Below are 23,839 nucleotides of genomic sequence, written 5' to 3' on the forward strand. Positions count from 1 at the left end.
TTGACGCCCGGCACGGTGGTGAACTCGTGCAGCACGCCGTCGATGCGGATGCTGGTGACAGCGGCACCCGGGATCGAGGACAGGAGGGTACGGCGCAGGGAGTTGCCGAGGGTGTAGCCGAAGCCCGGCTCCAGCGGCTCGATCACGAAGCGGGAGCGGAACTCGTCGACGACCTCTTCGGTCAGTGACGGACGCTGAGCAATCAGCACGAGGTATTGCCTCCAGTGTTTGGCGCCCGTTATGTGACGCCGTGGACACCACGAAGGGTACGGGCGGTTCGGTCGCCCATGAGGCCGAACCGCCCGACTCGCGTCCGTCTGCCGACCGGTTGGCAGACTCAGCGCATGCCGGAGTGGAGTCCAACGATCAACTATGCCTTGCCCCTGAGAGTCAACCACCAGAGCAGTTCGTAGGCGCACTGGGGGGCAACGACAAGGCCTGCCGCACCGAAACGTCATCTGCCCGCCAGCCCCCTCCCGGGCCCCCACGCCCGCTCCCAAGCAGGTCGCCGTGGGCGGCAAGGTCACATACGACGGGTACGGCCTCGGCCGGGTGGTCGGCATCGACCTCCCAAGCCCCGGACGTCAGGGAAGACGAAACCTTCCTGCGCGAGGAGGTACAGGGGCCCGCCTCCGGCACGCGTGCGGCGCCCCGGCGCAGTGACCAGGTAGCCGTCCTGGCTGACGGTAAGTCAGGTAAGGCTCGCGTAACCGCGCCGTGAGGGCCGCTGCTTGAGCGGTGTGCGCCGTGTCACGCATGCCGAGACAGCCTAAGTTGTCTGCATCACAGCGGAAATGTCTGTTTGACGTCCATGCTCGAAACGGACAACGACTCCCGAAGTGGAGCCGATCGGCAACCTCTTGGGCACGAAGTTCCAAAGTGACCCAGGACACAGCATGCGTGACATTCCTGCTTGTTCCCCTGGAAAGGTGCACCCTTATGGCCGCTTACGTCTGTCCTCCTGCCGTGATACACGGCGAGCACTCCGTGGAGACCAGCCAGATCGTGGCGGAGGTGCGCGATCGGCATCCGCATGCGGCGTGGGCGCCGCGGATCGACGGCATCGCGGCGAGCACGGGCATCGAGACCCGCGGGTGGATGCTGCCGCTGGAGGCCGCCGTAGCGCCCGGCAACGGCGGCGGCCTGCGGGCTGTCGGCAACGGATCGGCCCAAGAGGCGTTGGCGCGCGACGGGTTCACCCAGCAGGACGTGGAGCGCGTGGTCGCCGCACTTGAGGCGATACCGGGGCCGCAGACCGTCCAGGAGCGCACGGCGCCGGCCTGGGAAGCCGTGCAGTCCTACGGGGAGCGTGCGGCGCGTGGGGCCCTGCAGATCGCCGGGCTGGACGCAGCAGACATCGACTGCCTGATCACCAGTCACTCCACCACCCCGGCACTGCCGGGTCTGGACATCGCCCTGGCCAACAAGCTTCCGCTCCGCAACGACGTGATGCTGCTGCCGGCCACCCAGTGGGCCTGTGTCGCGGGGACCCGCTCCCTGGCGCTGGCGGCGGATCTCGTGGCCGCGGACCCCGACCGGGTGGTCCTGGTCGTCATCGCGGAGGCGCTGAGCACGACCTACCAGCCCGCGGACGACACTCTCGAGTCCCTGATCGTCCGGTTGCTGTTCGCGGACACCGCGGTCGCCGCGGTGGTCACGGGCCGCCAGCGGAGCGAGTCGGTGCTGCGGCTGGACGCCGCCTGGCACCACACCCTGCCCGGCACCCAGGACCTGCACCGCCTGGAGACACGGGCGGACGGCACCCACTTCGTGATGGACCGGCGTGGGCCGCGTGCCGTACAGGAGACGGTCACCGCGATGTGGGAGTGGCTGCGCGTCCGTTACCAGGACGACCCCGACTCCTGGCACCCCGACGTGCTGCTGGCGCACCCCGGCGGGACCCGGGTGCTGGAGTACATGGAGCAGACGATGCCCGACGCGTGGCCGTCGGGGCTGCTCGACTACAGCCGGGACAGCTACACCAGCGGCAACCGCGGAGGCGCCGCCGTGTTCGACATCCTGCGGCGGGCGCACGATGCCGGGCAGAAGGCGGGCAGTCGCGCCGTCCTGTACGCGGCGGCACCGGGCCTCACCGCCACCGCCCTGGAAGGGGAGTGGCTGTAGCGCCGGCCGCACCACCGGTACCAGCAAACGGGCCGTCCTTATCACCGGTCACGCCACCGCCACCGCGGAGGGCACCATCCGTACCGGCGGTGGCGGCCGGGTGACACGTATGCCGCCCGTCACCTCGCCGCCGCTCCCGTGCGCCGGCCGCGCCCCCGCCCCGCGGCCGCGTCACCTCACTACTTTCGCCCACACCACCTTGCCGGTGTCCGTCCACCGCACCCCCCAGCGGGTGGTGAGCCTGTGCACGATGTGCAGGCCACGACCGTCGTCGTCGAAAGGGCCGCCGCGGCTCAGACGCGGCCTGCCGTTGCCGGTGTCGCCCACCTCGCACAGCAGGCCGTGACCGGCCCTGATCACCCGTACCGTGATGGGACCGGCGGCGAAGCGCACCGCGTTCGTGACCAGCTCACTGACCAGCAGCATCACGTCGTCCCGGGTGTCGTCCCTGGTGCGCCATTGCCGCAGCAGCGCGGAGACCTGCTCGCGGGCACGGGCGGGGGCGTCGTCGCGGGCGGGCAGCCGCCAGGTCGCGGTGTCCCCCTTGCGGTAGCCGATCATCCGCGCGAGCAGCAGGGTCACGTCGTCGCGCTGGCGCACGGGTGCCACCGCGGAGACGGCGTGCCGGGCGGCCTTCTGCAGGGCGTCCCAGGGATGCACGGTGGACACGGCGTCCGCAAGCCTGCCGATGCCCTCGTCGATCGACACGGCCGGATCCTCCACCAGGCCATCGGTGTAGAGGGCGAGCAGGGAACCCGGGGGTGCGGCGAACGTGTGCACGTCGAACGGCTCCCGCAGCGCGAACTCGGCGCCCAGGCCGGGGTGAGGGCGGACGGCGAGCGGGCTCGCCTGCCCGTCCGGGGAGACCAGGACCGGGGGGAGGTGGCCGGCGCTGGACAGCGCCACATGGTGGCTGACCGGGTCGTAGAGGGCGATGCAGCAGGTCGAGCCGAGGGCGCTGTAGCCGGCCGCCAGCCCGGCCTCCGAGTCGTCCAGCAGCGTCACGGTCGCGTCCAGGTGCTCCAGTACCTCGTCGGGCGCGAGCCCCGCGGACAGCAGCGCGCGGGCCTCCATGCTCAGCTGGCCCATGGTTGCCGCGGCCCCCAGGCCGTGTCCGACGACGTCACCGACCACCAGCGCGGTACGGCCGTCCGGCAGCGGAAAGCTGTTCACCCAGTCGCCGCCGACGCCCGCGCTGTCGGGTGTGGCGGGCTGGTAGACGCTGGCGATCTCGATGGTGTCGCCGCCGGTCCGGGGCAGCAGCCGACGCTGCAACGCCAGCACCTGCGTGTGCTCGCGCTGGTGCTGACGGGCCAGGTCGACGTGATGGGCGGTCCTGGCAACGAGTTCCTGCAGCTCGAAAAGATCGCTGTCACGGAAGGGGCGGTCCGCCCGCCGCCAGACCTCCGCCACACCCAGCACGACGGGCGGCGCGCCGTCCAGGACCAGCGGTATGCACGCCACACCCGCCGACCGGTCACCGGGCACCAGGGCACGCATCACTCGCGGACTGCCGAGGACCCGCTCCACCGCATCCCGGTCGGGTATGACGATGGCCTGCGGGGCGTCGTCGCGCAGCACCGCCTGCGCCAGCAGGCGACTCGCGTCGCTGGGAAGATCGTCGCCCGGAGTGACGTAGCCGTCGGGCCACGCCCGGTCCGGCACCAGGGCCGCCCGCCGTAGCCGGATGCGCCCCTGCGCCTGCCCGGTGACTCGCTCGCCCGTCCACACGGCGAAGTCGAGGTCGACGGCGGCCACGTCTCCCCAGGCCAGCAGGGACTCCGCCAGTGACTGCGCCGTCTCGCCGATGTCCAGCGAGGTGCCGATCGCGGTCTCGGCGGCGTACAGGTGCAGCCTCCTGGCCATGGCGATCAGGGAGACGGTCAGGCCCTCCTGAGGCACCGCGGCGGGCAGGATGCTCATCGAGACCACCAGCTCCGACCCGTCGCGGCGCCGCAGGCGCTGGATGCGCGCGACGTGCGCCTCACCGGTCTCCAGGACCTGCCGCAACCGCCGTGTGACCGTGGGTACGTCCCCGGAGGGCAGGAGATCGACGAACGGACTCCCGGCCACGGCGTCCAGACCCGCGAATACGGGGGCGTCCAGATTGCAGCGGGTGATCCTCAGATCGCTGTCCAGGTTGACCGCGCCGAGTATCTGCTCCTGACGGCCGGCTGCCGGCGGGTCGGGTACGCGTCGGCGGGTGGAGCGGTCGCGCTCCGCGTCGGCGGAACCGGCGGCCGCTGCCGCTCCACTGCGCGGGATGTATCGCTCCAGGGCGCTGCTGACCAGGTCGAACGCTGAAGAGGACGAGGGGGAGGGTGTGGAGTCCATGCGGCTCTCTCAGCAATCCCCGGCGCAGCGCCGGGGCCGTACTCGAACCCGTGCGACGGGGCCCCGAGATCCCTGACCGCACACCTCATTGAATAACACCGGGGGTCGCTTCGCCCACACCAGCGGATCGCCCGGCAGACACGGACCGTGAGGGAAGGTCGCGGCCGGCGGGGCCGTGCTCACCTCGCCGGGCCGTCGGCAGCCAGGATGGGCGTACTGCTGTGGTTGACGTTGATCATTCCCCGGTTGACGCATGTACCGGGACGACGCCCCCTTCGTCACGCCGATTCCGTGACGCGTAGACGACGTTCGACCTCCCTGACCAGCGACCGACCGGCAAAAGGTGGTCTCCTGGAGGCAGGAGTGTCACCCCAGGAAGCTCAACCGGACCCGCCGGTCCGGGTTGTCTGTGTTCGTGTCCACGAGGCACACGGACTGCCAGGTGCCCAGCTCCAGCCGGCCGCCGATGACCGGAAGGGTCGCGTGCGGCGGGACGATCGCGGGGAGCACGTGGTCGCGGCCGTGCCCCTGGCTGCCGTGCCGGTGCTGCCAGCGGTCGTCGGCGGGCAACAGGGTGTGCAGGGTGGCCAGGAGATCGTCGTCGCTGCCGGCACCCGTCTCGATGATGGCGATACCGGCGGTCGCGTGGGGCACGAAGATGTTCAGCAGGCCGTCGCGGCCGGCGGCCGCCTCACGCAGGAAATCCTCACAGTCGTCGGTCAGGTCGACGACCCGCTCCCGGGAACCGGTGGTGATATTGAGCATCCGAGTCGTGAAGGCATCTGACATGCCCCCATCCTGACCCATGCGCCAGGTTTCACACATCACGGCACGGCCGAGGCAGATCGCCGCCGCCTTCGTCGACGTGAAGCATCCCGGAGAAGCTTCGGCGACGTCGTGAACACGCGGTTCAAACGGTGATCTGCCGTACGGTCGCTGGGCGCGGGACGGGAAGATCCATGACCGACTCGCTGTTCGTGGAAACGTGAACGATATGCGCGAGGTCGACGTGGCGGTCATAGGCGCTGGACAGGCGGGACTGTCCAGCGCCTATCACTTGCGGCGCACCGGTTTCGAGCCGGACCGTGACTTCGTGGTCCTGGACCACTCCCCCGGGCCGGGCGGCGCCTGGCAGTTCCGCTGGCCGTCGCTGACCTACGGCAAGGTGCACGGGATGCACTCCCTGCCCGGCATGGAGCTGACGGACGCGGATCCGTCACGGCCCTCGGCGGAGGTCGTCCGCGAGTACTTCGACCGGTACGAGCGCACCTTCGACCTGCGGGTACGGCGACCCGTCGACGTACGGGCCGTGCGGGAGGGGGAAAACGGGCGGCTGCTCGTGGAGACGTCGGACGGCAGCTGGTCCACGCGGGCGCTGATCAACGCGACCGGCACCTGGGACCGGCCGTTCTGGCCGCGGTATCCCGGTCAGGAGACCTTCCGGGGACGGCAGTTGCACACCGCGCAGTACGCCGGGCCCGAGGAGTTCGCCGGGCAGCGGGTCGTGGTCGTCGGCGGCGGGGCGTCCGGAACCCAGCATCTGCTGGAGATCGCCCCCTGTGCGGCCGCCACCACCTGGGTCACCCGGCGGCCCCCGGTCTTCCGTCAGGGGCCGTTCGACGAGGAGGTGGGACGGGCCGCGGTCGCGCTGGTGGAGGAGCGGGTACGACAGGGTCTGCCGCCGAGGAATGTGGTCTCGGTCACCGGACTTCCGCTCAACGACGCCATCGGACAGGGGCTGGCCGACGGGGTCCTGGACCGGCAGCCGATGTTCGACCGGATCACCCCGGACGGGGTGGAGTGGAACGACGGGCCACACGGTCGACGCTTTGCCGCCGACGTCATCCTCTGGGCCACCGGCTTCAGGGCCGCACTCGACCACCTGACGCCGCTGCGGCTGCGCGAGCGGGGTGGCGGGATCCGGGTCGAAGGCACCCGCGCGGTCACCGATCCGCGCATCCACCTCGTCGGGTACGGCCCCTCGGCCAGCACCGTCGGCGCCAACCGGGCGGGGCGCGCTGCGGTGCGGGACATCGGACGGCTGCCGGCCGAGGAGCCGGTCGAGCCGGCCTGCGCTTGACGTCCGGCCGGCTCAACCGGGTGGCTGGGTGGCAGGGAGCTGCGGGCTGCGGCTGGGCTCCTGGGGCTGCGCCGTCGTCGCCTGGTGGCGTGTGTTGAACTCGGCCACGTTGCGCAGGTGCTCGGAGTAGTCGGCGGTGAAGCGGGTGTCGCCGGGCTTGACGGTGACGAAGTACAGCCAGTCGCCGGGCGGCGGGTTGAGCGCGGCATGCATCGCCTTCTCGCCGGGGTTGTCGATCGGGGTGGGCGGCAGACCCATGCGCTGGTAGGAGTTGTACGGGCTCTCCATTCGGGTGTCGGCCACGCTGGTGTGGACGGTGTTGCGGTTGAGCGCGTAGTTGATCGTGGAGTCCATCTGCAGCGGCATGCCCCGCTGCAGCCGGTTGAAGATGACCCGGGCGACCTTGCCCATGTCGGCGCTGGTGGCGGCCTCGGCCTGGACGATGCTGGCGACGGTGACGGCTTGGTACACGTTCATCGCGTCGCGCTGTGCGCCGGCCGCGATGGGTGCCCCGTTGTACCTCTTGTTGGCGGTGTCGACCATGGACCGCAGCAGCGATTCGGGGGTCGCGCCCTTCCGGACGGAATAGGTCGCCGGGAAGAGGTAGCCCTCCGGGTTGCCCTCGGCCTCGTTCGGCAGCTTCAGGGCTGCCTTGCCGAGGGACTTCCGGGTGCTGCCGGGCGGCAGCCCCAGGGCCTTGTCGACGGCGTCGTAGACCTGGCTCGCGCGCCAGCCCTCGGGGATGACCAGCGGGTGGGGCTTCGCCTCCTTGTGACCGCTCTTCAGGCTCAGCAGCGGCACCGCCACGGCGGTGCCGGCCAGGACGGCGCCGGTCACGAGGAGGAGGAGCCTGCCCCGGCGCGTCAGTCGCATCGTGCTGCGTGGCGGAGTGTTCATCTGCATGCGGGCACGGTAATACGCATATGGTCATAAACCCGACATATCGTCAACTTGTCGTCGTGGTCGCGTATCAGCCCGCCCGTTGCAGCTGGGCGTCCCGCCGCACCAGGGCCGCATACCGTCCGGCCAGCTCCAGCAGTTCCTCGTGTGTGCCCCGCTCCGCGACCCGGCCGGAGTCCAGGACCACGATCTGGTCGGCAGCGCGGACGGTGGACAGACGGTGGGCGATGGTGAGGGTCGTCCGGTCGGCCGACAGGGCGTCGATGGCGTCCTGCACCGCGGCTTCGGTGCGGTTGTCCAGGGCGCTGGTCGCCTCGTCGAGTATGAGCACCGGCGGGTCGCGCAGGATGGTGCGGGCTATCGCCAGGCGCTGCTTCTCACCGCCGGAGAAGCGGTGGCCGCGTTCGCCGACCACGGTGTCGTAGCCGTCGGGCAGCGCGGCTATGTGCGCGTGGATCTGGGCGGCCCGGGCCGCCGCGTGCAGTTCCTCGTCGGTGGCGTCCGGCTTGGCGAAGCGGAGGTTGTCCGCGACGGAGGCGTGGAAGAGGTACGTCTCCTGCGAGACGACGCCGACCGCGCGGGCGAGGGTGTCGAAGTCGAGGTCGCGCACGTCGACCCCGTCGATGGTGACGCGGCCGCCGGTGACGTCGTAGAGCCGGGGCACCAGGTAGCCGAGGGTGGACTTGCCGGCGCCGGTCGGGCCGACCACGGCCAGGCTGCCGCCGGCCGGGACGGTGACGTCGATGCCGTCGAGGACGGGGCCGCCCTTGTCGTCATACCGGAACTCGACCTTTTCGAAGCGCACCTCGCCCTTGATCTGGTCGAGGTGGACCGGCTGTGCGCGCTCGGTGATGTCGATGGGGAGGTCCAGGTACTCGAAGATGCGCTGGAAGAGCGCGAGGGAGGTCTGGATCTGGACCCCGGTCGCCAGCAGGCTCACGGCGGGGCGGAACAGGCCCTGCTGGAGCGAGACGAAGGCGACGATCGTGCCGAGGGAGACCTTCGGGCCGCCGAGCTGGAGGGCGAGGCCCGCGGTCCAGTAGATGACGGCGGGCATCGCGGCCATGACGATCGTGATCACGGCCATGCGCCAGCGGCCGGCCATGTTCGACTTCACCTCGAGGTCCACCAGTCGTTCCGACTCCTCCGCGAAGGACGCGGTGAGCGAGTCGGAGCGGCCCATCGTGCGGCCGAGCAGGATGCCGCTGACCGAGAGCGACTCGGTGACCGTGGCCGCCATCGCGGCCATCTGCTTCTGCCGCTGGGTGGTGATCTTCTTGCGCTCGTTGCCGACGCGGCGGCTGATCCACACGAAGGCCGGCAGCAGGAGCAGCGAGACGACCGTGAGGCGCCAGTCGAGGGCGACCATCGCGACGATCGTGGCGACCACGCTGGTGGCGTTGGAGACCAGGGAGGTGGCCGTGGAGGTGACGGTGGCCTGCATGCCGCCGATGTCGTTGGCGATGCGGGACTGCACCTCGCCGGTGCGGGTGCGGGTGAAGAAGGCGAGTGACATGCGCTGCAGGCGGCCGTAGACGGCGGTGCGCAGGTCGTGCATGACGCGCTGGCCGACGGTGGTCGAGATCAGCGTCTGCAGCACACCGAAGACACTGGAGAGGACCGCGCTCAGGATCATGCCGAGCGCGAGCAGGCTCAGCAGGCCGGTGCGGCCGTCCGGGATCGCGACGTCGAGGGTCTCCTTGAGGAGGAACGGCGTGGCCACCGAGACCAGCGAGGAGGCACCGACCAGCACGCCGACGATCGCGAGCCGCCCGCGGTAGGGGCGGAAGAGCTTCACGATGCGGCGCACCTGCCGGGGCTGTTCCCTGGCGTCGGCGGGTGGGGTCCAGGAGGGCTCACGGTCGGGGTGCATGGGCTCCTACGGGAGGTGAGCGGTCGTCGGCCCCGGGAGCGGCCGACGATGACGGATCGGATCGTAGCTCATTGTTACCTATACTCACAATGAACGGCATCCTGATATTGTTCCCGCATGACCAGCCCCGATTCCGACGGCCTGCTCGCCGAGCAGTTGCTGCGGCTCACCCGCCGGGTGCACCGCATCCAGAAGCGCCACCTGGAGCGGCGCGACCTGGGCGTCACCCCGGCCCAGTCCCGGCTGCTGCGCACTCTCGCGCACTACGGCTCGCCCCCGCGCATGGCCGACCTCGCCGAGCGCCTGGAGGTGGTGCCGCGCGCGGTGACGACGCTGGTCGACGGACTGGAGGCCCACGGCAAGGTGCGGCGGGTGGCGGACCCGGCGAACCGGCGGGTGACCCGTATCGAGCTGACGGACGAGGGCCGGGCGACCCTGAGCGAGCTGCGCGGGGCACGCCGGTCGGCCGCCGAGGAGATCCTCGCTCCGCTGACGGAGAAGGAGCGCGAGGTGCTCGGCGTGCTGCTGGACACCCTGATCGACGGAGAGACCGCCAACCGCTGCTGACCGGCCGCGGCCCCCGCTCCAGGAGATCGCAGCGGAGGCGGCGTGCGGTAAGGGTGCGAGTCACCGGCGCCGGGGCGGGGTTCATGACGACCGCCACCGGCGCGAGGGCGGCACCGGCCGCCGGCCTCAGCAGCGGCTGCGGTCCTCCGTCAGTACCCCTTGAACCGTGGTCAGCGAACGGTCGTAGCAGCCGTTCGAGCCGTGGACGCGGTAGCGCTCGCTCGACGTGCCGACCGCATGCCGCTGGTCGCGCGGGACGTTGATCGTGTACACGGCGTCCCCGCTGTAGGTGTCGTCGAACCGCGACCAGGCGGTGCGCCGGCCGCCCTGCCGCTCCACGACCGCCGCCCGGTCGCCGAGGGTCAGCACCGTGCGCAGCCGGTCGTCGGCGCCGAGGGTCGTGGCGCCGTTCATCGTGTACGTCCGGCGTGTGTGCGTGGTCCACGCGGGGCGCTGCCCCCGCACCGCGACGGTCTCGTCGTCCGTCCAGGTCGCGTCCAGCCCGTCCATGTTCTCCCCGTCGGTCCAGCGGTGCGCGGAGGTGTTCGCGAGCGTGCGGGTGACGGTGGTGGTCACCCGGCCGTGGGAGGTGTTCAGGTATCCCGAGACGGTGAGCCGGTGTCCGGCCCGCGTGTCCACGCGGTTCTCGGAACCGGGCGTGCAGGTCGAGGAGTTGGCGATGCCGGTCGCCTCGTCCGCGGTGAGCGCGCCGGTGACCCGGGCGCGGTGCGCGTCCTGCCAGACCAGGACGTTGACGGGCGCGTTCCACCCGGCCTGCCCCGCGGGGACGCCCACGACGGAGACCTCGACGCGGTGCGGGCGGCCGTCGTTCAGGAGCCCGGCGAAGGGCGTGAGGTCGTACTCGATGGGCCGGACGTCGAAGGCGCGCGGCCCCGGGACGACGTACCAGAGGAAGGGGTTGGACCAGCCACCGGTCCACACGTTCGGGAACGGCGCCGCGATTCCGGCGAGTCGGCCGTCGACCTTGATCTGCACCTCGCGGTAGGGCCCGTGGTCGGCCTTGCAGGAGTACGACGCCGGGTCGGCAACGGTCAGGTACCAGAACTCCTCGCAACCGCCGCCGGATCCGGTGGCGTACACCTCGGTGACGATCCGCTCGCTGTTGCGCGGGGTGGTGAGGGTCGTGCCGTCGGGCGTGCCGGCGAGGGTGAGGACGCGGTCGGGGGCCTCGGGGCGGCCCGCGTAGAAGGTGAGCGTCACCTTGACGTCGATGACGCCCGTGTAGGTGTCGTCCACCACGTTTCCGATGAGCATCTCGACGCCCTGCGGGCCACGGAAGGTGTCGCTGTACCGGGTGACGTCCTTTTCCACGTGCCACTCGATACCGTCCGGCGACGGCTCGGGCGTCGAGGTGCGCAGGATTTCGGCCCCGCCGACGTGCAGATAACCGAGGCGGTCGTACTGACGGCCCTTCACGTTGCCGTCGAGACGCAGGACGACCTTGCTCCAGCGGTCGCCGCAGTCCTGAGGCGGTGTGTACGCGCCCCGGTAGGGAGTGAAGTCACGGAACCGGGCCTCGGCCAGGGTGACCTGGCAGGACTTGGTGTGCGGCCGGTCGACGGTCGGGGCGGCCGTCACCGGGTCGTGCCAGTCGGTGCCGAACTCGGCCGGCACGTCGGCGGTTCGACCGGGCGGCTGGGCCACGGCCCGAGCGACCGTGGCCCCGGTGCCTAAGAGCGTGCTCACCAGAAGGGTCGCTCCGGCGAGCATGGACATGACCATCCGTCTTCTCATGGCCGGTGTTCTACGGGGAGTCGGCCCGCCCCGCAATGACGCGTCCCGCCATCCGTGCCAGGGACTGTGGTCGGACCCCCGCCGTCCGCCTGAGTTCGGCGCCAGGGCTCAGCGCATCAGGTCCGCTTTGTCTCCCATGACCACCACGGGATGCTGATCCGGGTCGAGTCGGCGCAGCAGGTACTCCATGGCCGGCTTGGACATGCTGACGCAGCCCGACGTACCGCTGCCGTGGTCCATGTGCAGCCAGATGCTCCCGCCCTTGTCCTCACCCTCGGGGCGCGTCGGATCGTTCGGCGGGGTGCCCTTGACGCGGTTGTAGTCGATGGCGATCACGTAGTCGAAGTCGTGCCAGTGCGACTTGGCCCACCAGGGCGGGGCGGCGAAGGAAGCGTCCTGCGTGTACGGCAGTCCGGCGCCCGGGTCCTTGAGTACGCCACCCGCGTCGGTGAGGGTGAACACGCCTACGGGACTGCGCCGGTCGCCGGAGTGGTGATCGGTGGTCCAGCCCTTCTTGCCGTTGTGCGCCGTCCAACTGCGGATACGCTGCCATGCCGCGCCGTGCTTGGCGTAGAGCACGACCGTGGAGTCCGCCGAGTCCTTGCCGTCGCCGTAGACGGCGACCACCTGCCCGGAGTCGCTGGGAATCCGCCCCTGCAGGCGGGCGCCGACGCCCGGGATGCCGTGCGGGCCGCGGCTGCCCCCACGGGAGTGCCCGGCCTGGCCGCCGGGTTGGGGGCCGCCGGTACCGCGCCCCGCCCCGCCGCACGCGGACAGGGCCGCGAGGAAGGTTCCAAGAGCCGCCACCGCGACCGTCACACGCCGCACGCCGTCGATCTGCACGCCCCCATGGTGGCATGGCCCGATCAGGCGACTGCACCTGGCCGGAAGCCGGCGGATTTCCCAGGCCGTCCGGGAAAACCGTTTGAAATTCACCACGCTGCGACGCGACCCTGTCACGGCTTGTTGCCGCCCCCGCCCTCCCTGACACGAGCCACTGGGACGTCATGCAGATTCAAGACCTTCCGTATTCCAACCCGGGCGTACCAGACGCACGTTCGGGTCCTCGCTTCCTGTGGTGGCTCTGGCGCAATCAGCTGGACGGACAGCTCAAGGCACTGGCCTGGGGCCTGCTGCACTTCGTCTCCGTCTCCGTCCTGCCCTTCTGCGTCGGTCTCGCCGTCCAGGCGGTCATCGACCACTCCGGCACCCGGCTCGCCCTGACCGGTGGTCTGATGGCGCTGTGCGGCACGGGTATCGCCGTCGGCGACACCTTCCTGCACCGGGCCGCCGTCACCAACTGGATCACTGCCGCAGCCCGTGTCCAGCAGTTGCTGGCGCGCAAGGCGGCCCAGCTGGGCTCCGCGCTGACCCGGCGGGTCGCGGCCGGCGAGGTGGTGGCCGTCTCCACCGGCGATGTGGAGAAGATCGGCTGGTTCGTCGAGGCCGTCTCCCGTTTCACCGCCGCCGCGCTGACAGTCGCCGTGGTCTGCGTGGGCCTGGCCTTCTACCAACCCGACCTGGGCGTGGTCGTCGCCGTGGGTCTGCCGGTCGTGGCGCTCGCCGTGCTGCCCCTGCTGCCCCGGGCCACGCGCCGCGCCGATGTCCAGCGCGAGAAGGCGGGCCGGGCCACCGAGCTGGCCTCGGACACGGTCGCCGGGCTGCGGGTGCTGCGCGGGATCGGCGGCGAGGAACTGTTCCTCGACCGCTACCGCCGCGCCTCGCAGGAGGTACGGCACGCGGCCGTGCGCAGCGCCCGGATGTGGTCGCTGATCTCCGCGATCCAGGTGCTGCTGCCCGGGCTGCTGCTGATCGCGGTCGTCTGGCACGGCATCCACCTCGCCCGCCAGGGCCGGATCACGGTCGGCGAACTCGTCACCGTCTACAGCGCGGTCATGGTCCTCAACTACCCGCTGCGGCACTTCGAGGAGATCGCCATGGCGTACTCCTTCTCGCGGCCCTCGGCCAAACGGGCGGCGCGCGTGCTGTCCCTCGAGCGGTCCACGGATGCCGACGGCTCCCGCGAGGCCGCGGTGCCCGGCGGCGACCTGTACGACCCGGCAACCGGGCTGCTCGCACCCACCGGCCGACTCACCGCGGTGGTGTGCGGCGACCCGGACGCGGCCGGACGGCTCGCGGAACGGCTGGGCGGCCACCCCGCCGAGCCGGGTCCCTCGGTGCTGCTCGGCAAAGTCCCCCTGGACGAACTCCCGCTCGACAGCGCCCGCACCGCCGTCCTCGTCCAGGACAAGGACCCGGTGCTGCTCTCCGGCTCTCTGCGCGATCTGCTCGACGTGCCCTCGTCCGGTGCCGTGGCGGCCGCGGACGCGCTGCTGGCCGCGGAGTGCGGGGACGTGCTGGACGCGCTGGTGCAGGGCTCGCTGGACACCGCCGACCCCATGGACGCCCGCATCACCGAGCGCGGCCGCTCCCTGTCGGGCGGCCAGCGCCAGCGGCTCGCGCTGGCCCGGTCGCTCGTCACCGATCCCGAGGTGCTCGTGCTGGACGAGCCGACCTCCGCGGTCGACTCGCACACCGAGGCCCGGATCGCCGACGGGCTGCGGCGGCTGCGCTCGGGGCGCACGACGGTGGTGTTCACCTCCTCGCCGCTGCTGCTGGACCGCGCGGACCGGGTCGTCCTCGTCCACGAGGGCGCCGTCGTGGCAGTGGGTGTGCACCGCGAACTGGTCGACACCGAGCCGCGGTACCGGGCCGTGGTGACACGGGAGACCGACGACGAGGCAGCCGCGGCCGGCGCGGATGTGGAGCCGGCCGAGAAGGGCGCCCTCCTGGGTGCCTTCGAGAAGCTGGAAGAGATCGAGGAGAGCGCATGATCGGCGTTGCGCCACCGGCGTACGACCCGGCGGCCCCGACGACCGCCACCACCCTGCCCGTCGGTGCCGCCGCGACCGTGCGCGCCTATGTGACCGAGCTGTTCCGCCGGCACCGGGTGGCCTTCCTGCACCTCATCGCCGTCAACACCGTGGCCGTGATCGCCTCCATGGTGGGCCCGTACCTGCTCGGCGGCCTCGTCGACCGGGTGTCGAACGGGGCGCGGGAGCTTCATCTGGGCCCGACCGCCGGGCTGTTCCTGTTCGCGCTCGTGGTGCAGGCCGGATTCGTGCAGCAGGTGCGGTTGCGGGGTGCGATGCTCGGCGAGCGGATGCTGGCCGACCTGCGCGAGGACTTCCTCGTTCGCTCCGTGGGGCTGCCGCCGGGCGTGCTGGAGCGGGCGGGCACGGGCGACCTGCTCTCCCGCATCACCACCGACATCGACCGCCTCGCCAACGCCATGCGCGAGGCCGTGCCGCAGCTGGCGATCGGTGTCGTGTGGGCCCTGCTGCTGCTCGGCGGGCTCGTCGTGACGGCCCCGCCACTCGCGGCCGCCGTGCTCCTCGCGGTGCCGGTACTGGTCGCGGGGTGCCGCTGGTACTTCAGGCGTGCACCCTCCGGCTACCGCTCCGAGGCCGCCGGGTACGCCGCCGTCGCCGCCGCCCTCGCCGAGACGGTGGACGCGGGCCACACCATCGAGGCGCACCGCCTGGGCGCCCGGCGCATCGCCCTGTCGGAGCGGCGGATCAAGGAGTGGACCGCCTGGGAGCGGTACACCCTCTGGCTGCGGTCCGTGCTCTTCCCGGTCATCAACGCCGTCCACCTCATCGTGCTGGGCTCGGTCCTCATGGTCGGCGGTGCCTTCGTGCTGCGGGGCTGGATCGGGGTCGGCCAGCTGACGACGGGGGCGCTGATCGCGCAGATGCTCGTCGACCCGGTGAACCTGATTCTGCGCTGGTACGACGAGGTGCAGGTCGCCCAGGTGTCGCTGGCCCGTCTGGTCGGTGTCCGGGACATCGAGCCGGATGCCGGGGACGCCTCGGTGGCACCCGGCGGACGGGACGTGCACGCCGACCGGGTGCACTTCGGCTACCGCGAGGGCGTCGACGTGCTGCGCAAGGTCTCCCTGAAGGTCGCCCCGGGTACCCGGCTGGCCCTGGTCGGTCCCTCCGGCGCGGGCAAGTCCACGCTGGGCAGACTGCTCGCCGGCATCTACGCACCGCGGGACGGTCGCATCACCCTGGGCGGCGCGGAACTGTCCCTGATGCCGGCCGAACGCGTCCGCTCGCACGTGGCCCTCGTCAACCAGGAGCATCACGTCTTCGTCGGCTCCCTGCGCGACAATCTCCTGCTGGCCCGCACCGGCGCCACCGACGCCGAGCTGTGGGCGGCGCTGGGCGCGGTCGACGCGGACGGCTGGGCGCGGGCACTGGACGACGGGCTGGACGCCGAGGTGGGCTCCGGCGGCCTGGCGCTGACCCCGGCGCAGGCCCAGCAGATCGCGCTGGCCCGACTGGTGCTGGCCGACCCGCACACCCTCGTCCTGGACGAGGCGACCTCGCTGCTCGACCCGCGCGCGGCGCGCCACCTCGAACGTTCCCTGGCCCGGGTCCTCGACGGCCGTACGGTGGTCGCCATCGCCCACCGCCTGCACACCGCGCACGACGCGGATGTGATCGCCGTCGTGGAGGACGGTCGCATCAGCGAGCTGGGCAGCCACGAGGAGCTGGTCACGGCGGAGGGGGCGTACGCGGCGCTGTGGCGTTCCTGGCACGGATGAGGAATCACCGGTGGGGCCGGGCGGCGGGTTGCGAGGGCATGCCCGCGCCGTGCCGCGCACGGTCCCGGCCGGCCGTGCCGGTCGCTCCGGGCCCGTACGGGGATGCGTCCCTGCGGCAGTGAGCCGCTCGGCCTGCCGGGGCGGGCCCGGGCAGGGGCACGCAGACAGGGTCTGGCGGAGGCGCGAAGCACCGGACCACGCCCCGTGCCGTTGCGCACTGCCGAACAGGGGTGGAAGGCTGGATAGCGGCACCGGCTCGGGGAAAGGCCGGGAACCCGTAGGTTCCCAGCGCGTGGAACCCGTTCCGAGCGTGCCGGCGGCGCGCTGCCCCTCGCGGGGGCACGAGGCCGTCCTCACCACCTGGAGGTACCCGTGGACAGCGCCGACGGATGGGGGGACGACGTCTACCAGCCCGATCCCTCGGAGATCCGGGAGGACTCGGGTGTGCTCGACGTCGAGGACACACTGGACTTCGACGGCGTCGAGGACCCCCTGGACCGCGGCTGGTCCCCTCCCGAGCGGCCGTGGGCGGTGGAGCACACCGGGGTGACGGCGCGCGAACGCCTGACCGGGGAGACGCTGGATCAGCGACTCGCGGAAGAGCTGCCCGATGCCGAGGCGCCCGACGGCGACGGCATCGGCGACTGTGACGGCACCGACGGGGAACTCCTGGACAACGAGGTGGGCCATCTGCGCTCCGGCCGCCTGGTAGCCCCCGACGAGGGTGCGCACGAGGACGACGAGAGCGCCCTCGTCGCCACCGACGTCGGCGTCGACGGAGCGGCCGCCTCCGCCGAGGAGGCGGCGATGCACATCGTCGACGAGGACTCCGGCTGACGCGGACGGCACCGACGCCCCCTGCCCGACCGCCCCACGCGAGGAGCCGCCATGCAGCAGGACAAGCACCCCGAGTACCGCCCCGTGGTCTTCCGCGACCGCGCCGCCGGCTACGCCTTCCTCACCCGGTCGACCGCGACCAGCGAGCAGACCATCGAGTGGGACGACGGCGAGACCTACCCGGTGATCGATGTGGAGATCTCCTCCGAGAGCCACCCCTTCTACACGGGCAAGGCCCGCACGGTGGACACCGAAGGCCGCATCGCCCGGTTCGAGCGCCGGTACGGCGGGGCGGGGTCGGACGAGGCGACCTGACGGGGCCGGGGGCGTCAGATCACGTTGAGGGCCGCCGCGCAGCCCACTCCCCCGAGCAGCATGAACACGGGCATCAGCACCTTCAGCTCCACCCAGCTGCCCGCCCGGAACCGCATCACCTTCGGTGGCCCCACCGGATACCAGCGCTTGCGGCCCAGCGGAATCGGCCACAGGATCGGGCAGCCGGACACCGTCAGCGCGTCCCCGATGTCGTGCACCAGCGCGCCCAGCACGATCGGCAGGCCCAGCCACAGATACTTCTGACCCGGCGCGGTGAACAGCCAGTCGGAGCCGTTGCCCGGTTTGTCCAGGATCCCGGCGAGGATCCAGGCGCTCGTGGCCGCCAACAGCCACACCAGGACGTCGCTGCTCGAACCCCGGGCCGCCCGCCACAGCAGGCCCTCGATCGCCAGCACCATGTGCACGAAGAGGATCGCCAGCACCGCCCAACGGCCTCCGGCGATCGCCGCCGCCGAGCTGCCCGCGCCGATGAGGGCCGCCCACAGCCAGGTGTGCGTCAGCGTGCGGTGGCCACCCGAGCGGCGCGCGTCGCCCGTCTTCCTGGTCGCCTTGTAGACGGCGTACGACAGCTTGTCCACGATCTCGCAGATCCACCGCGAGATCGGCCCGAAGGCCCGCGAGATGGTGGCCGCCTTGTGGTCGAGGTCCGGGGCGAGCGCGGCACCGGCGCAGATCAGCGCGCCGACGAGCAGGACCGGCCAGGGCATCGGGTGCCCGGCCGCGACGGCCGCCGCTCCGACGCCGAGCCAGGCCGCGGCCCCCGACAGTGAGTGTGCTGGTCCCATCATGGTCGCTTCCCGCCCCGTTCCTCATGTGCCGCTGTCCAGTTGACCTGGTGTGCCGACCCTCCGCCGGCGACACAGCGTAGCGGTCATGATCTTCGTATCCGCAGCCGATTCCCCCCTCGAGGAGAAGGCCAGGCAAGATGGGGGCGTGACCCTCATCGATCAGCTGCCGCCGACCGCCGACCCCGACGCCCTGTACGAAGCCTTCGAGTCGTGGGCGCAGGAGCGCGGCCTCACCCTCTACCCCCACCAGGAAGAGGCGCTGATCGAGGTGGTTTCCGGGGCGAACGTGATCGTCTCGACGCCCACCGGGTCCGGCAAGAGCATGATCGCCGCGGGCGCGCACTTCGCCGCGCTGGCCCGGGACGAGGTCACCTTCTACACGGCTCCGATCAAGGCGCTGGTGTCGGAGAAGTTCTTCGAACTGTGCAAACTCTTCGGCACCGAGAACGTCGGCATGCTCACCGGCGACGCCTCCGTGAACGCCGACGCGCCAGTGATCTGCTGCACCGCCGAGGTGCTGGCGTCGATCGCGCTGCGCGACGGCAAGGGCGCGGACGTCGGCCAGGTCGTGATGGACGAGTTCCACTTCTACGCGGAGGGTGACCGCGGCTGGGCCTGGCAGATCCCGCTGCTGGAACTCCCACAGGCGCAGTTCATCCTGATGTCGGCCACTTTGGGCGATATGTCCTTCTTCGAGAAGGACCTCGCCCGTCGCACCGGCCGCTCCACCGCGGTGGTCCGCTCGGCCACGCGCCCGGTGCCGCTGTCCTACGAGTACCAGCTCACCCCGCTCACCGAGACGCTCACCGACCTGCTGGAGAGCAAGCAGGCCCCGGTGTACATCGTGCACTTCACCCAGGCACAGGCCGTGGAGCGCGCCCAGGCGCTGATGAGCATCAACATGTGCTCGCGCGACGAGAAGGAACAGATCGCCGAGCTGATCGGGAACTTCCGGTTCACCACCAAGTTCGGCCGCAATCTCTCCCGTTACGTCCGCCACGGCATCGGCGTCCACCACGCCGGCATGCTGCCCAAGTACCGGCGCCTGGTGGAGAAGCTGGCCCAGGCCGGCCTGCTGAAGGTCATCTGCGGTACGGACACGCTCGGCGTAGGCGTCAACGTGCCCATCCGGACCGTCCTGTTCACCGCGCTGACCAAGTACGACGGCAGCCGGGTGCGCACGCTGCGCGCCCGCGAGTTCCACCAGATCGCGGGCCGGGCGGGCCGGGCCGGCTTCGACACGGCGGGACTTGTCGTGGCCCAGGCGCCCGAGCACGTCATCGAGAACGAGAAGGCCCTCGCCAAAGCGGGCGACGACCCGAAGAAGCGCCGCAAGGTAGTGCGAAAGAAGGCGCCGGAGGGCTTCGTCGGCTGGACGGAGAACACCTTCGAGAAGCTGATCGCGTCCGAACCCGAGCCGCTCACCTCGCGGTTCCGGGTGACGCACACGATGCTGCTGTCGGTGATCGCCCGCCCCGGCAACGCCTTCAACGCGATGCGCCATCTCCTCGAGGACAACCACGAACCGCGCAAGCAGCAGCTCCGGCACATCCGGCGGGCGATCGCGATCTACCGCTCGCTGCTGGACGGCGGGATCGTGGAGAAACTCGACAAGCCGGACGCCGAAGGCCGCATCGTCCGGCTCACGGTCGATCTGCAGCAGGACTTCGCCCTCAACCAGCCGCTGTCCACCTTCGCGCTCGCCGCGTTCGAACTGCTCGACCCGGAATCGCCCTCCTACGCCCTCGACATGGTGTCCGTGGTCGAGTCCACCCTGGACGATCCGCGGCAGATCCTCGCCGCCCAGCAGAACAAGGCGCGCGGTGAGGCCGTGGCCGCGATGAAGGCCGACGGTGTCGAGTACGAGGAGCGCATGGAGCGCCTCCAGGACGTCACGTACCCCAAGCCGCTGGAAGAGCTGCTCTTCCATGCGTACAACACCTACCGCAAGAGCCACCCCTGGGTGGGCGATCACCCGTTGTCGCCGAAGTCGGTGATCCGGGACATGTACGAACGGGCGCTGTCCTTCACGGAGCTGGTGTCCTACTACGAGCTGGCCCGCACCGAGGGCATCGTGCTGCGCTACCTCGCCAGCGCCTACAAGACCCTCGACCACACCATCCCGGACGATCTGAAGTCCGAGGACCTGCAGGACCTGATCGAGTGGCTCGGCGAGATGGTGCGCCAGGTCGACTCCAGCCTGCTGGACGAATGGGAGCAGCTGGCCAACCCGGAGGAGATGACCGCCGAGGAGGCCCAGGAGAAGGCCGACGAGGTCAAGCCGGTCACCGCCAATGCGCGGGCCTTCCGCGTCCTCGTCCGCAACGCCATGTTCCGCCGCGTGGAGCTGGCCGCCCTCGACCAGGTCGGGGAACTGGGCGAGCTGGACGCCGAGTCCGGCTGGGACGCCGAGGCGTGGGGCGAGGCGATGGACACGTACTGGGACGAGTACGACGACCTCGGCACCGGCCCCGACGCCCGCGGCCCCAAGCTGCTGGTCATCAAGGAGGAGCCGGAGAACGGCCTTTGGCGCGTCCGCCAGATCTTCGACGACCCGAACGGCGACCACGACTGGGGCATCAGCGCGGAGATCGACCTCGCGGCCTCCGACACCGAGGGCCGTGCGGTCGTACGCGTCACCGATGTCGGGCAGCTCTGAGCACAGGAGAATCCCACCGATGACGAACCCGGCCGAGAGACTGGTCGACCTGCTCGACCTGGAGCAGATAGAGGTCAACATCTTCCGTGGCCGAAGCCCGCAGGAGTCCCTGCAGCGAGTCTTCGGCGGCCAGGTGGCGGGCCAGGCACTGGTCGCCGCCGGGCGCACCACGGACGGCGAACGCCCGGTGCACTCGCTGCACGCGTACTTCCTGCGCCCGGGCCGGCCGGGCGTACCGATCGTGTACCAGGTGGAGAGGGTGCGCGACGGGCGGTCGTTCACGACGCGCCGGGTCACGGCCGTGCAGCAGGGCCGCACGATCTTCAATCTGACCGCCTCCTTTCACAAGCCTGAGGAAGGACCTTTCGAGCACCAGCTGCCGCCGGCCCGCGAGGTGCCGGATCCCGAGTCCCTGCCGACAGTGACCGAGGAGATCCGCAAGCATCTGGGCGTGCTGCCGGAGGAGTTGGAGCGCATGGCACGCCGCCAGCCGTTCGACATCCGTTACGTCGACCGGCTGCGCTGGAACGCCGAGGAGATCGATGGCGCCGAGCCGCGCAGCGCCGTGTGGATGCGCGCGGTCGGGCCGCTCGGTGACGACCCGCTGGTGCACACCTGCGCACTGACCTATGCCAGTGACATGACTCTCCTGGACGCGGTCCGCATCCCGATCGAACCCCTATGGGGTGCGCGGAACTTCGACATGGCCTCCCTGGACCACGCCATGTGGTTTCACCGGCCCTTTCGCGCGGACGAGTGGTTCCTGTACGACCAGGAGTCCCCGATCGCCACCGGCGGGCGCGGTCTGGCCCGCGGCCGCATCTACGACCTGCAGGGGCGGTTGCTCGTGTCGGTCGTCCAGGAGGGGCTGTTCCGGACCCTGTAGTACGGCGCTCAGACCCCTGCGGGCCGGGGGCTTCTGCGTCGCAGCCAGGATCGCAGTCCGCGGGTGGGCTGCGATGCCGTCGGTCCGCACAAGTGGTCCCGGACCGTGGCGGGCGGTGCGGTGGGCGGGGTGTGCCGTGCCGCCTGGCCATCGGCGCTTTTGGGGTGCCGTACGGCAGTGCGCACCGCGGGCCGGTTGTGTTGTACGGGCGGTCGCGCCGCGGGCTCGGCGTGCCGTGCGGCCGGGCGTGGGCCCGGTGCGTGGGCGCGTGCCTGCTCCACCGCGCGCGCCAGCTCGCTGCGCAACCAGTCGATCTCGTCGGTGTTCTGCGCCGTCATGAGCTCCTCGGCGAGGTGCGCGAAGGGTGATCCCGGCGCTCCATGGTCCGGCGGAGCGGGCCGGAAGCGGTTCAGGTAGGCACGGTCGTAGGGATCCTTGACGACGTCCGCGACGTCGACGAGCGTGAGGAAGGCCGCCAGGATGCCGGCCCGCGCCCACGGGTCCTCGGCGTCCCGCAGCAGAAATCCGAGGTGCCGTCCCCGCCAGTTGCGGGCCCGCAGATCCACGCCGGCCGACAGTTGGCTTCGCAGGTTCTCGGGTGTACGGCCCTTGAGCAGGCGCGCGTTCACGCTGTCGGCCGCGAACTGCCGCAGTTCCTCTGCCAGATAGAGCCATACCACGGCTCGGTAGCGGTTCAGGTAGAAGCGCACCGGCACCAGCAGGCCCAGGCGGGCGAGCCGGGTGAACCGGCCCGCCGGAATCCCCATGAGCGCGGCGCCCTCGGCCGTACCCAAGACCTGCACACGCTCGCGGAGGGCTTCGGGGAAGCCGGGCTGGGAGCGGAGCCGGTCGATCTCGGCCCACTCGACCCGGCGGCCACCGCCCCCGCCGTCGTCGGGCACCGTCCGGATGCGGCCGAGATGGACGGCGAGGTCGAACTCGCCTCGCTTGAGGCCCAGTTCACGAGCGGCGCGGCTCGGCGCGCAAGTGACGGAGCGGGATGGGACGAAGGTGCTGCCCGACATGGTCGTACTCCCCCGTGGAGCGGGTGGCTCACGCCCTGTGCGTTCGCCGTGCACACACCGTAGCGGGTCCGCCGCAGCTCGTGGCGAGCCTGTGGATAACTCTGACGGTTGCGGCACATGCGCAGGTCAGAGGTCGGACAGGGGTGCACCCTCCGGCCGTCGGGCATCCACGCCGAGGTGTTCGCCGACACGGTTGACGAGCAGGGTCATCTCGTACGCGATCTGGCCGATGTCGGCCTCCGCCCCGCTGAGCACGCACAGGCAGCTGCCGGTACCGGCGGCCGTCACGAACAGCACGGCGTCGTCGTACTCGATCATCGTCTGGCGTACCGTGCCCGCACCGAAGTGGCGTCCCGAACCCTTGGCCAGGCTGTGCAGCCCCGACGCGACGGCGGCCAGATGCTCGGCGTCCTCGCGGCGAAGACCTGTACTCGCTCCCGTGACCAGTCCGTCGTTGGAAAGGACCAGCGCGTGTCGCACATGGTCCACGCGCTCGGTCAGATCGTCCAGGAGCCAGCCGAGTCCCTGGTTCTGCGCCATGTTCCGTCTCCCCGTGTGACGTCTCCCCCTGGCTGGAGGATATGTCCGCCAGCCTTCCCCACCACCGGCGTCCGGGCAAGCAGGATGGGCGTATGGCACAGAAGATGACCGATGAGGAATGGCGGGCGTTCGTCTCGGACGGCACCCGAACCGGCAAGCTGTCCACCGTCAGCGCCGATGGGAGCCCGCATGTGGCCCCGATCTGGTTCCTGCTGGACAGGGACGAACTGGTCTTCAACACCGGCAAGAAGACCGTGAAAGGGCGCAATCTCGCCCGTGACGGACGTGTCGCCCTGTGCGTGGACGACGACCGGCCCCCGTTCCACTTCGTGGTCCTGAGCGGGCGCGCCCGGCTGTCGGAAGAGCTGGACGAGGTGCGTCTTTGGGCCACCCGCATCGCCGGCCGGTACATGGGCCAGGAGCGCGCGCAGGAGTACGGCGCCCGCAACGGTGTCCCGGGCGAGCTGCTGGTCCGGATCGCCGTGGACAGGGTGGTGGCAGTGAAGGACCTGGCCGCCTGAGG

19 protein-coding genes and 1 pseudogene are annotated in these 23,839 nt (G+C 71.0%); 10 read left to right on the forward strand and 10 right to left on the reverse strand.

Features of this window, described 5'->3' with window-relative positions; translation table 11 throughout:
* A pseudogene (locus ACFZDC_RS35050) lies at nucleotides 1–209 on the reverse strand (DNA-directed RNA polymerase subunit alpha); the annotation flags it as partial.
* Nucleotides 210–939: 730 nt separating this feature from the next.
* On the opposite strand from ACFZDC_RS35050, the gene ACFZDC_RS35055 reads away from it, so the two are divergent.
* Entirely contained in the window at nucleotides 940–2,124 is a 1,185-nt protein-coding gene (locus tag ACFZDC_RS35055) for a type III polyketide synthase (protein WP_391330204.1), read from the forward strand.
* 171 nt (nucleotides 2,125–2,295) lie between these two features.
* Here the strand turns inward: ACFZDC_RS35055 and ACFZDC_RS35060 are convergent, their stop codons facing one another.
* Both ACFZDC_RS35060 and ACFZDC_RS35065 read right to left on the reverse strand, forming a co-directional pair.
* On the reverse strand, nucleotides 2,296–4,458 hold the full coding sequence (locus ACFZDC_RS35060) for a SpoIIE family protein phosphatase (protein ID WP_391330206.1): 2,163 nt from the start codon (nucleotides 4,456–4,458) through the stop codon (nucleotides 2,296–2,298).
* 366 nt (nucleotides 4,459–4,824) lie between these two features.
* The gene (locus ACFZDC_RS35065; protein ID WP_391330208.1) at nucleotides 4,825–5,247 is read right to left on the reverse strand and encodes a secondary thiamine-phosphate synthase enzyme YjbQ; all 423 of its coding nucleotides are present in this window, start codon (nucleotides 5,245–5,247) and stop codon (nucleotides 4,825–4,827) included.
* Nucleotides 5,248–5,443: 196 nt separating this feature from the next.
* Between ACFZDC_RS35065 and ACFZDC_RS35070 the strand changes: the two genes are divergently transcribed.
* Complete coding sequence (locus tag ACFZDC_RS35070; protein ID WP_391330210.1) at nucleotides 5,444–6,538, forward strand: NAD(P)-binding domain-containing protein; 1,095 nt, start codon at nucleotides 5,444–5,446, stop codon at nucleotides 6,536–6,538.
* A gap of 12 nt (nucleotides 6,539–6,550) precedes the next feature.
* Here ACFZDC_RS35070 and mltG read toward each other — a convergent pair whose 3' ends face one another.
* A complete protein-coding gene (gene mltG, locus ACFZDC_RS35075; protein WP_391330212.1) occupies nucleotides 6,551–7,441 on the reverse strand; it encodes an endolytic transglycosylase MltG in 891 nt (296 codons plus the stop codon).
* Between the two features lie 67 nt (nucleotides 7,442–7,508).
* The gene (locus ACFZDC_RS35080) at nucleotides 7,509–9,311 is read right to left on the reverse strand and encodes an ABC transporter transmembrane domain-containing protein (protein WP_391330213.1); all 1,803 of its coding nucleotides are present in this window, start codon (nucleotides 9,309–9,311) and stop codon (nucleotides 7,509–7,511) included.
* Nucleotides 9,312–9,428: 117 nt separating this feature from the next.
* Here ACFZDC_RS35080 and ACFZDC_RS35085 point away from each other — a divergent pair, with 117 nt between their 5' ends.
* Nucleotides 9,429–9,878, forward strand: a complete 450-nt coding sequence (locus ACFZDC_RS35085; protein WP_391330215.1) for a MarR family transcriptional regulator — start codon at nucleotides 9,429–9,431, stop codon at nucleotides 9,876–9,878.
* Between the two features lie 126 nt (nucleotides 9,879–10,004).
* Here ACFZDC_RS35085 and ACFZDC_RS35090 read toward each other — a convergent pair whose 3' ends face one another.
* Nucleotides 10,005–11,633, reverse strand: a complete 1,629-nt coding sequence (locus ACFZDC_RS35090) for a peptide-N4-asparagine amidase (RefSeq protein ID WP_391330216.1) — start codon at nucleotides 11,631–11,633, stop codon at nucleotides 10,005–10,007.
* 108 nt (nucleotides 11,634–11,741) lie between these two features.
* Nucleotides 11,742–12,476 carry a L,D-transpeptidase family protein gene (locus ACFZDC_RS35095; RefSeq protein WP_391330217.1) on the reverse strand — a complete coding sequence of 245 codons (735 nt, stop codon included), beginning with the start codon at nucleotides 12,474–12,476 and terminating at the stop codon, nucleotides 11,742–11,744.
* A gap of 164 nt (nucleotides 12,477–12,640) precedes the next feature.
* On the opposite strand from ACFZDC_RS35095, the gene ACFZDC_RS35100 reads away from it, so the two are divergent.
* The 4 genes from ACFZDC_RS35100 to ACFZDC_RS35115 all read left to right on the forward strand — a co-directional run bounded on the left by ACFZDC_RS35100 (nucleotide 12,641) and on the right by ACFZDC_RS35115 (nucleotide 17,397).
* Nucleotides 12,641–14,467, forward strand: a complete 1,827-nt coding sequence (locus ACFZDC_RS35100; protein ID WP_391330219.1) for an ABC transporter transmembrane domain-containing protein — start codon at nucleotides 12,641–12,643, stop codon at nucleotides 14,465–14,467.
* Nucleotides 14,464–16,245, forward strand: a complete 1,782-nt coding sequence (locus tag ACFZDC_RS35105) for an ATP-binding cassette domain-containing protein (RefSeq protein WP_391330221.1) — start codon at nucleotides 14,464–14,466, stop codon at nucleotides 16,243–16,245. The genes ACFZDC_RS35100 and ACFZDC_RS35105 overlap by 4 nt, the downstream gene beginning before the upstream one ends.
* 372 nt (nucleotides 16,246–16,617) lie before the next feature.
* The gene (locus tag ACFZDC_RS35110) at nucleotides 16,618–17,082 is read left to right on the forward strand and encodes a DUF5709 domain-containing protein (protein ID WP_391330223.1); all 465 of its coding nucleotides are present in this window, start codon (nucleotides 16,618–16,620) and stop codon (nucleotides 17,080–17,082) included.
* 51 nt (nucleotides 17,083–17,133) lie between these two features.
* Complete coding sequence (locus tag ACFZDC_RS35115; protein WP_391330224.1) at nucleotides 17,134–17,397, forward strand: type B 50S ribosomal protein L31; 264 nt, start codon at nucleotides 17,134–17,136, stop codon at nucleotides 17,395–17,397.
* Between the two features lie 14 nt (nucleotides 17,398–17,411).
* Here the strand turns inward: ACFZDC_RS35115 and ACFZDC_RS35120 are convergent, their stop codons facing one another.
* Nucleotides 17,412–18,206, reverse strand: a complete 795-nt coding sequence (locus tag ACFZDC_RS35120; protein ID WP_391330225.1) for a metal-dependent hydrolase — start codon at nucleotides 18,204–18,206, stop codon at nucleotides 17,412–17,414.
* A gap of 145 nt (nucleotides 18,207–18,351) precedes the next feature.
* Here ACFZDC_RS35120 and ACFZDC_RS35125 point away from each other — a divergent pair, with 145 nt between their 5' ends.
* Together ACFZDC_RS35125 and ACFZDC_RS35130 are read left to right on the forward strand one after the other, a co-directional pair.
* Nucleotides 18,352–20,865, forward strand: coding sequence for a DUF3516 domain-containing protein (locus tag ACFZDC_RS35125; protein WP_391330227.1), 2,514 nt, complete (start codon nucleotides 18,352–18,354; stop codon nucleotides 20,863–20,865).
* A 19-nt stretch (nucleotides 20,866–20,884) separates the two neighbouring features.
* Nucleotides 20,885–21,751 carry an acyl-CoA thioesterase domain-containing protein gene (locus tag ACFZDC_RS35130; RefSeq protein WP_391330228.1) on the forward strand — a complete coding sequence of 289 codons (867 nt, stop codon included), beginning with the start codon at nucleotides 20,885–20,887 and terminating at the stop codon, nucleotides 21,749–21,751.
* A gap of 8 nt (nucleotides 21,752–21,759) precedes the next feature.
* On the opposite strand, the gene ACFZDC_RS35135 is transcribed toward ACFZDC_RS35130, so the two are convergent.
* Together ACFZDC_RS35135 and ACFZDC_RS35140 are read right to left on the reverse strand one after the other, a co-directional pair.
* Entirely contained in the window at nucleotides 21,760–22,776 is a 1,017-nt protein-coding gene (locus tag ACFZDC_RS35135; RefSeq protein ID WP_391330230.1) for a DUF6397 family protein, read from the reverse strand.
* A gap of 126 nt (nucleotides 22,777–22,902) precedes the next feature.
* Nucleotides 22,903–23,316, reverse strand: coding sequence for a roadblock/LC7 domain-containing protein (locus tag ACFZDC_RS35140; RefSeq protein ID WP_391330232.1), 414 nt, complete (start codon nucleotides 23,314–23,316; stop codon nucleotides 22,903–22,905).
* A gap of 92 nt (nucleotides 23,317–23,408) precedes the next feature.
* On the opposite strand from ACFZDC_RS35140, the gene ACFZDC_RS35145 reads away from it, so the two are divergent.
* Nucleotides 23,409–23,837 carry a TIGR03618 family F420-dependent PPOX class oxidoreductase gene (locus ACFZDC_RS35145; RefSeq protein WP_391330233.1) on the forward strand — a complete coding sequence of 143 codons (429 nt, stop codon included), beginning with the start codon at nucleotides 23,409–23,411 and terminating at the stop codon, nucleotides 23,835–23,837.
* Nucleotides 23,838–23,839: the final 2 nt, after the last annotated feature.

Source organism: Streptomyces sp. NPDC007905, assembly GCF_042959345.1.
Lineage (GTDB): Bacteria > Actinomycetota > Actinomycetes > Streptomycetales > Streptomycetaceae > Streptomyces.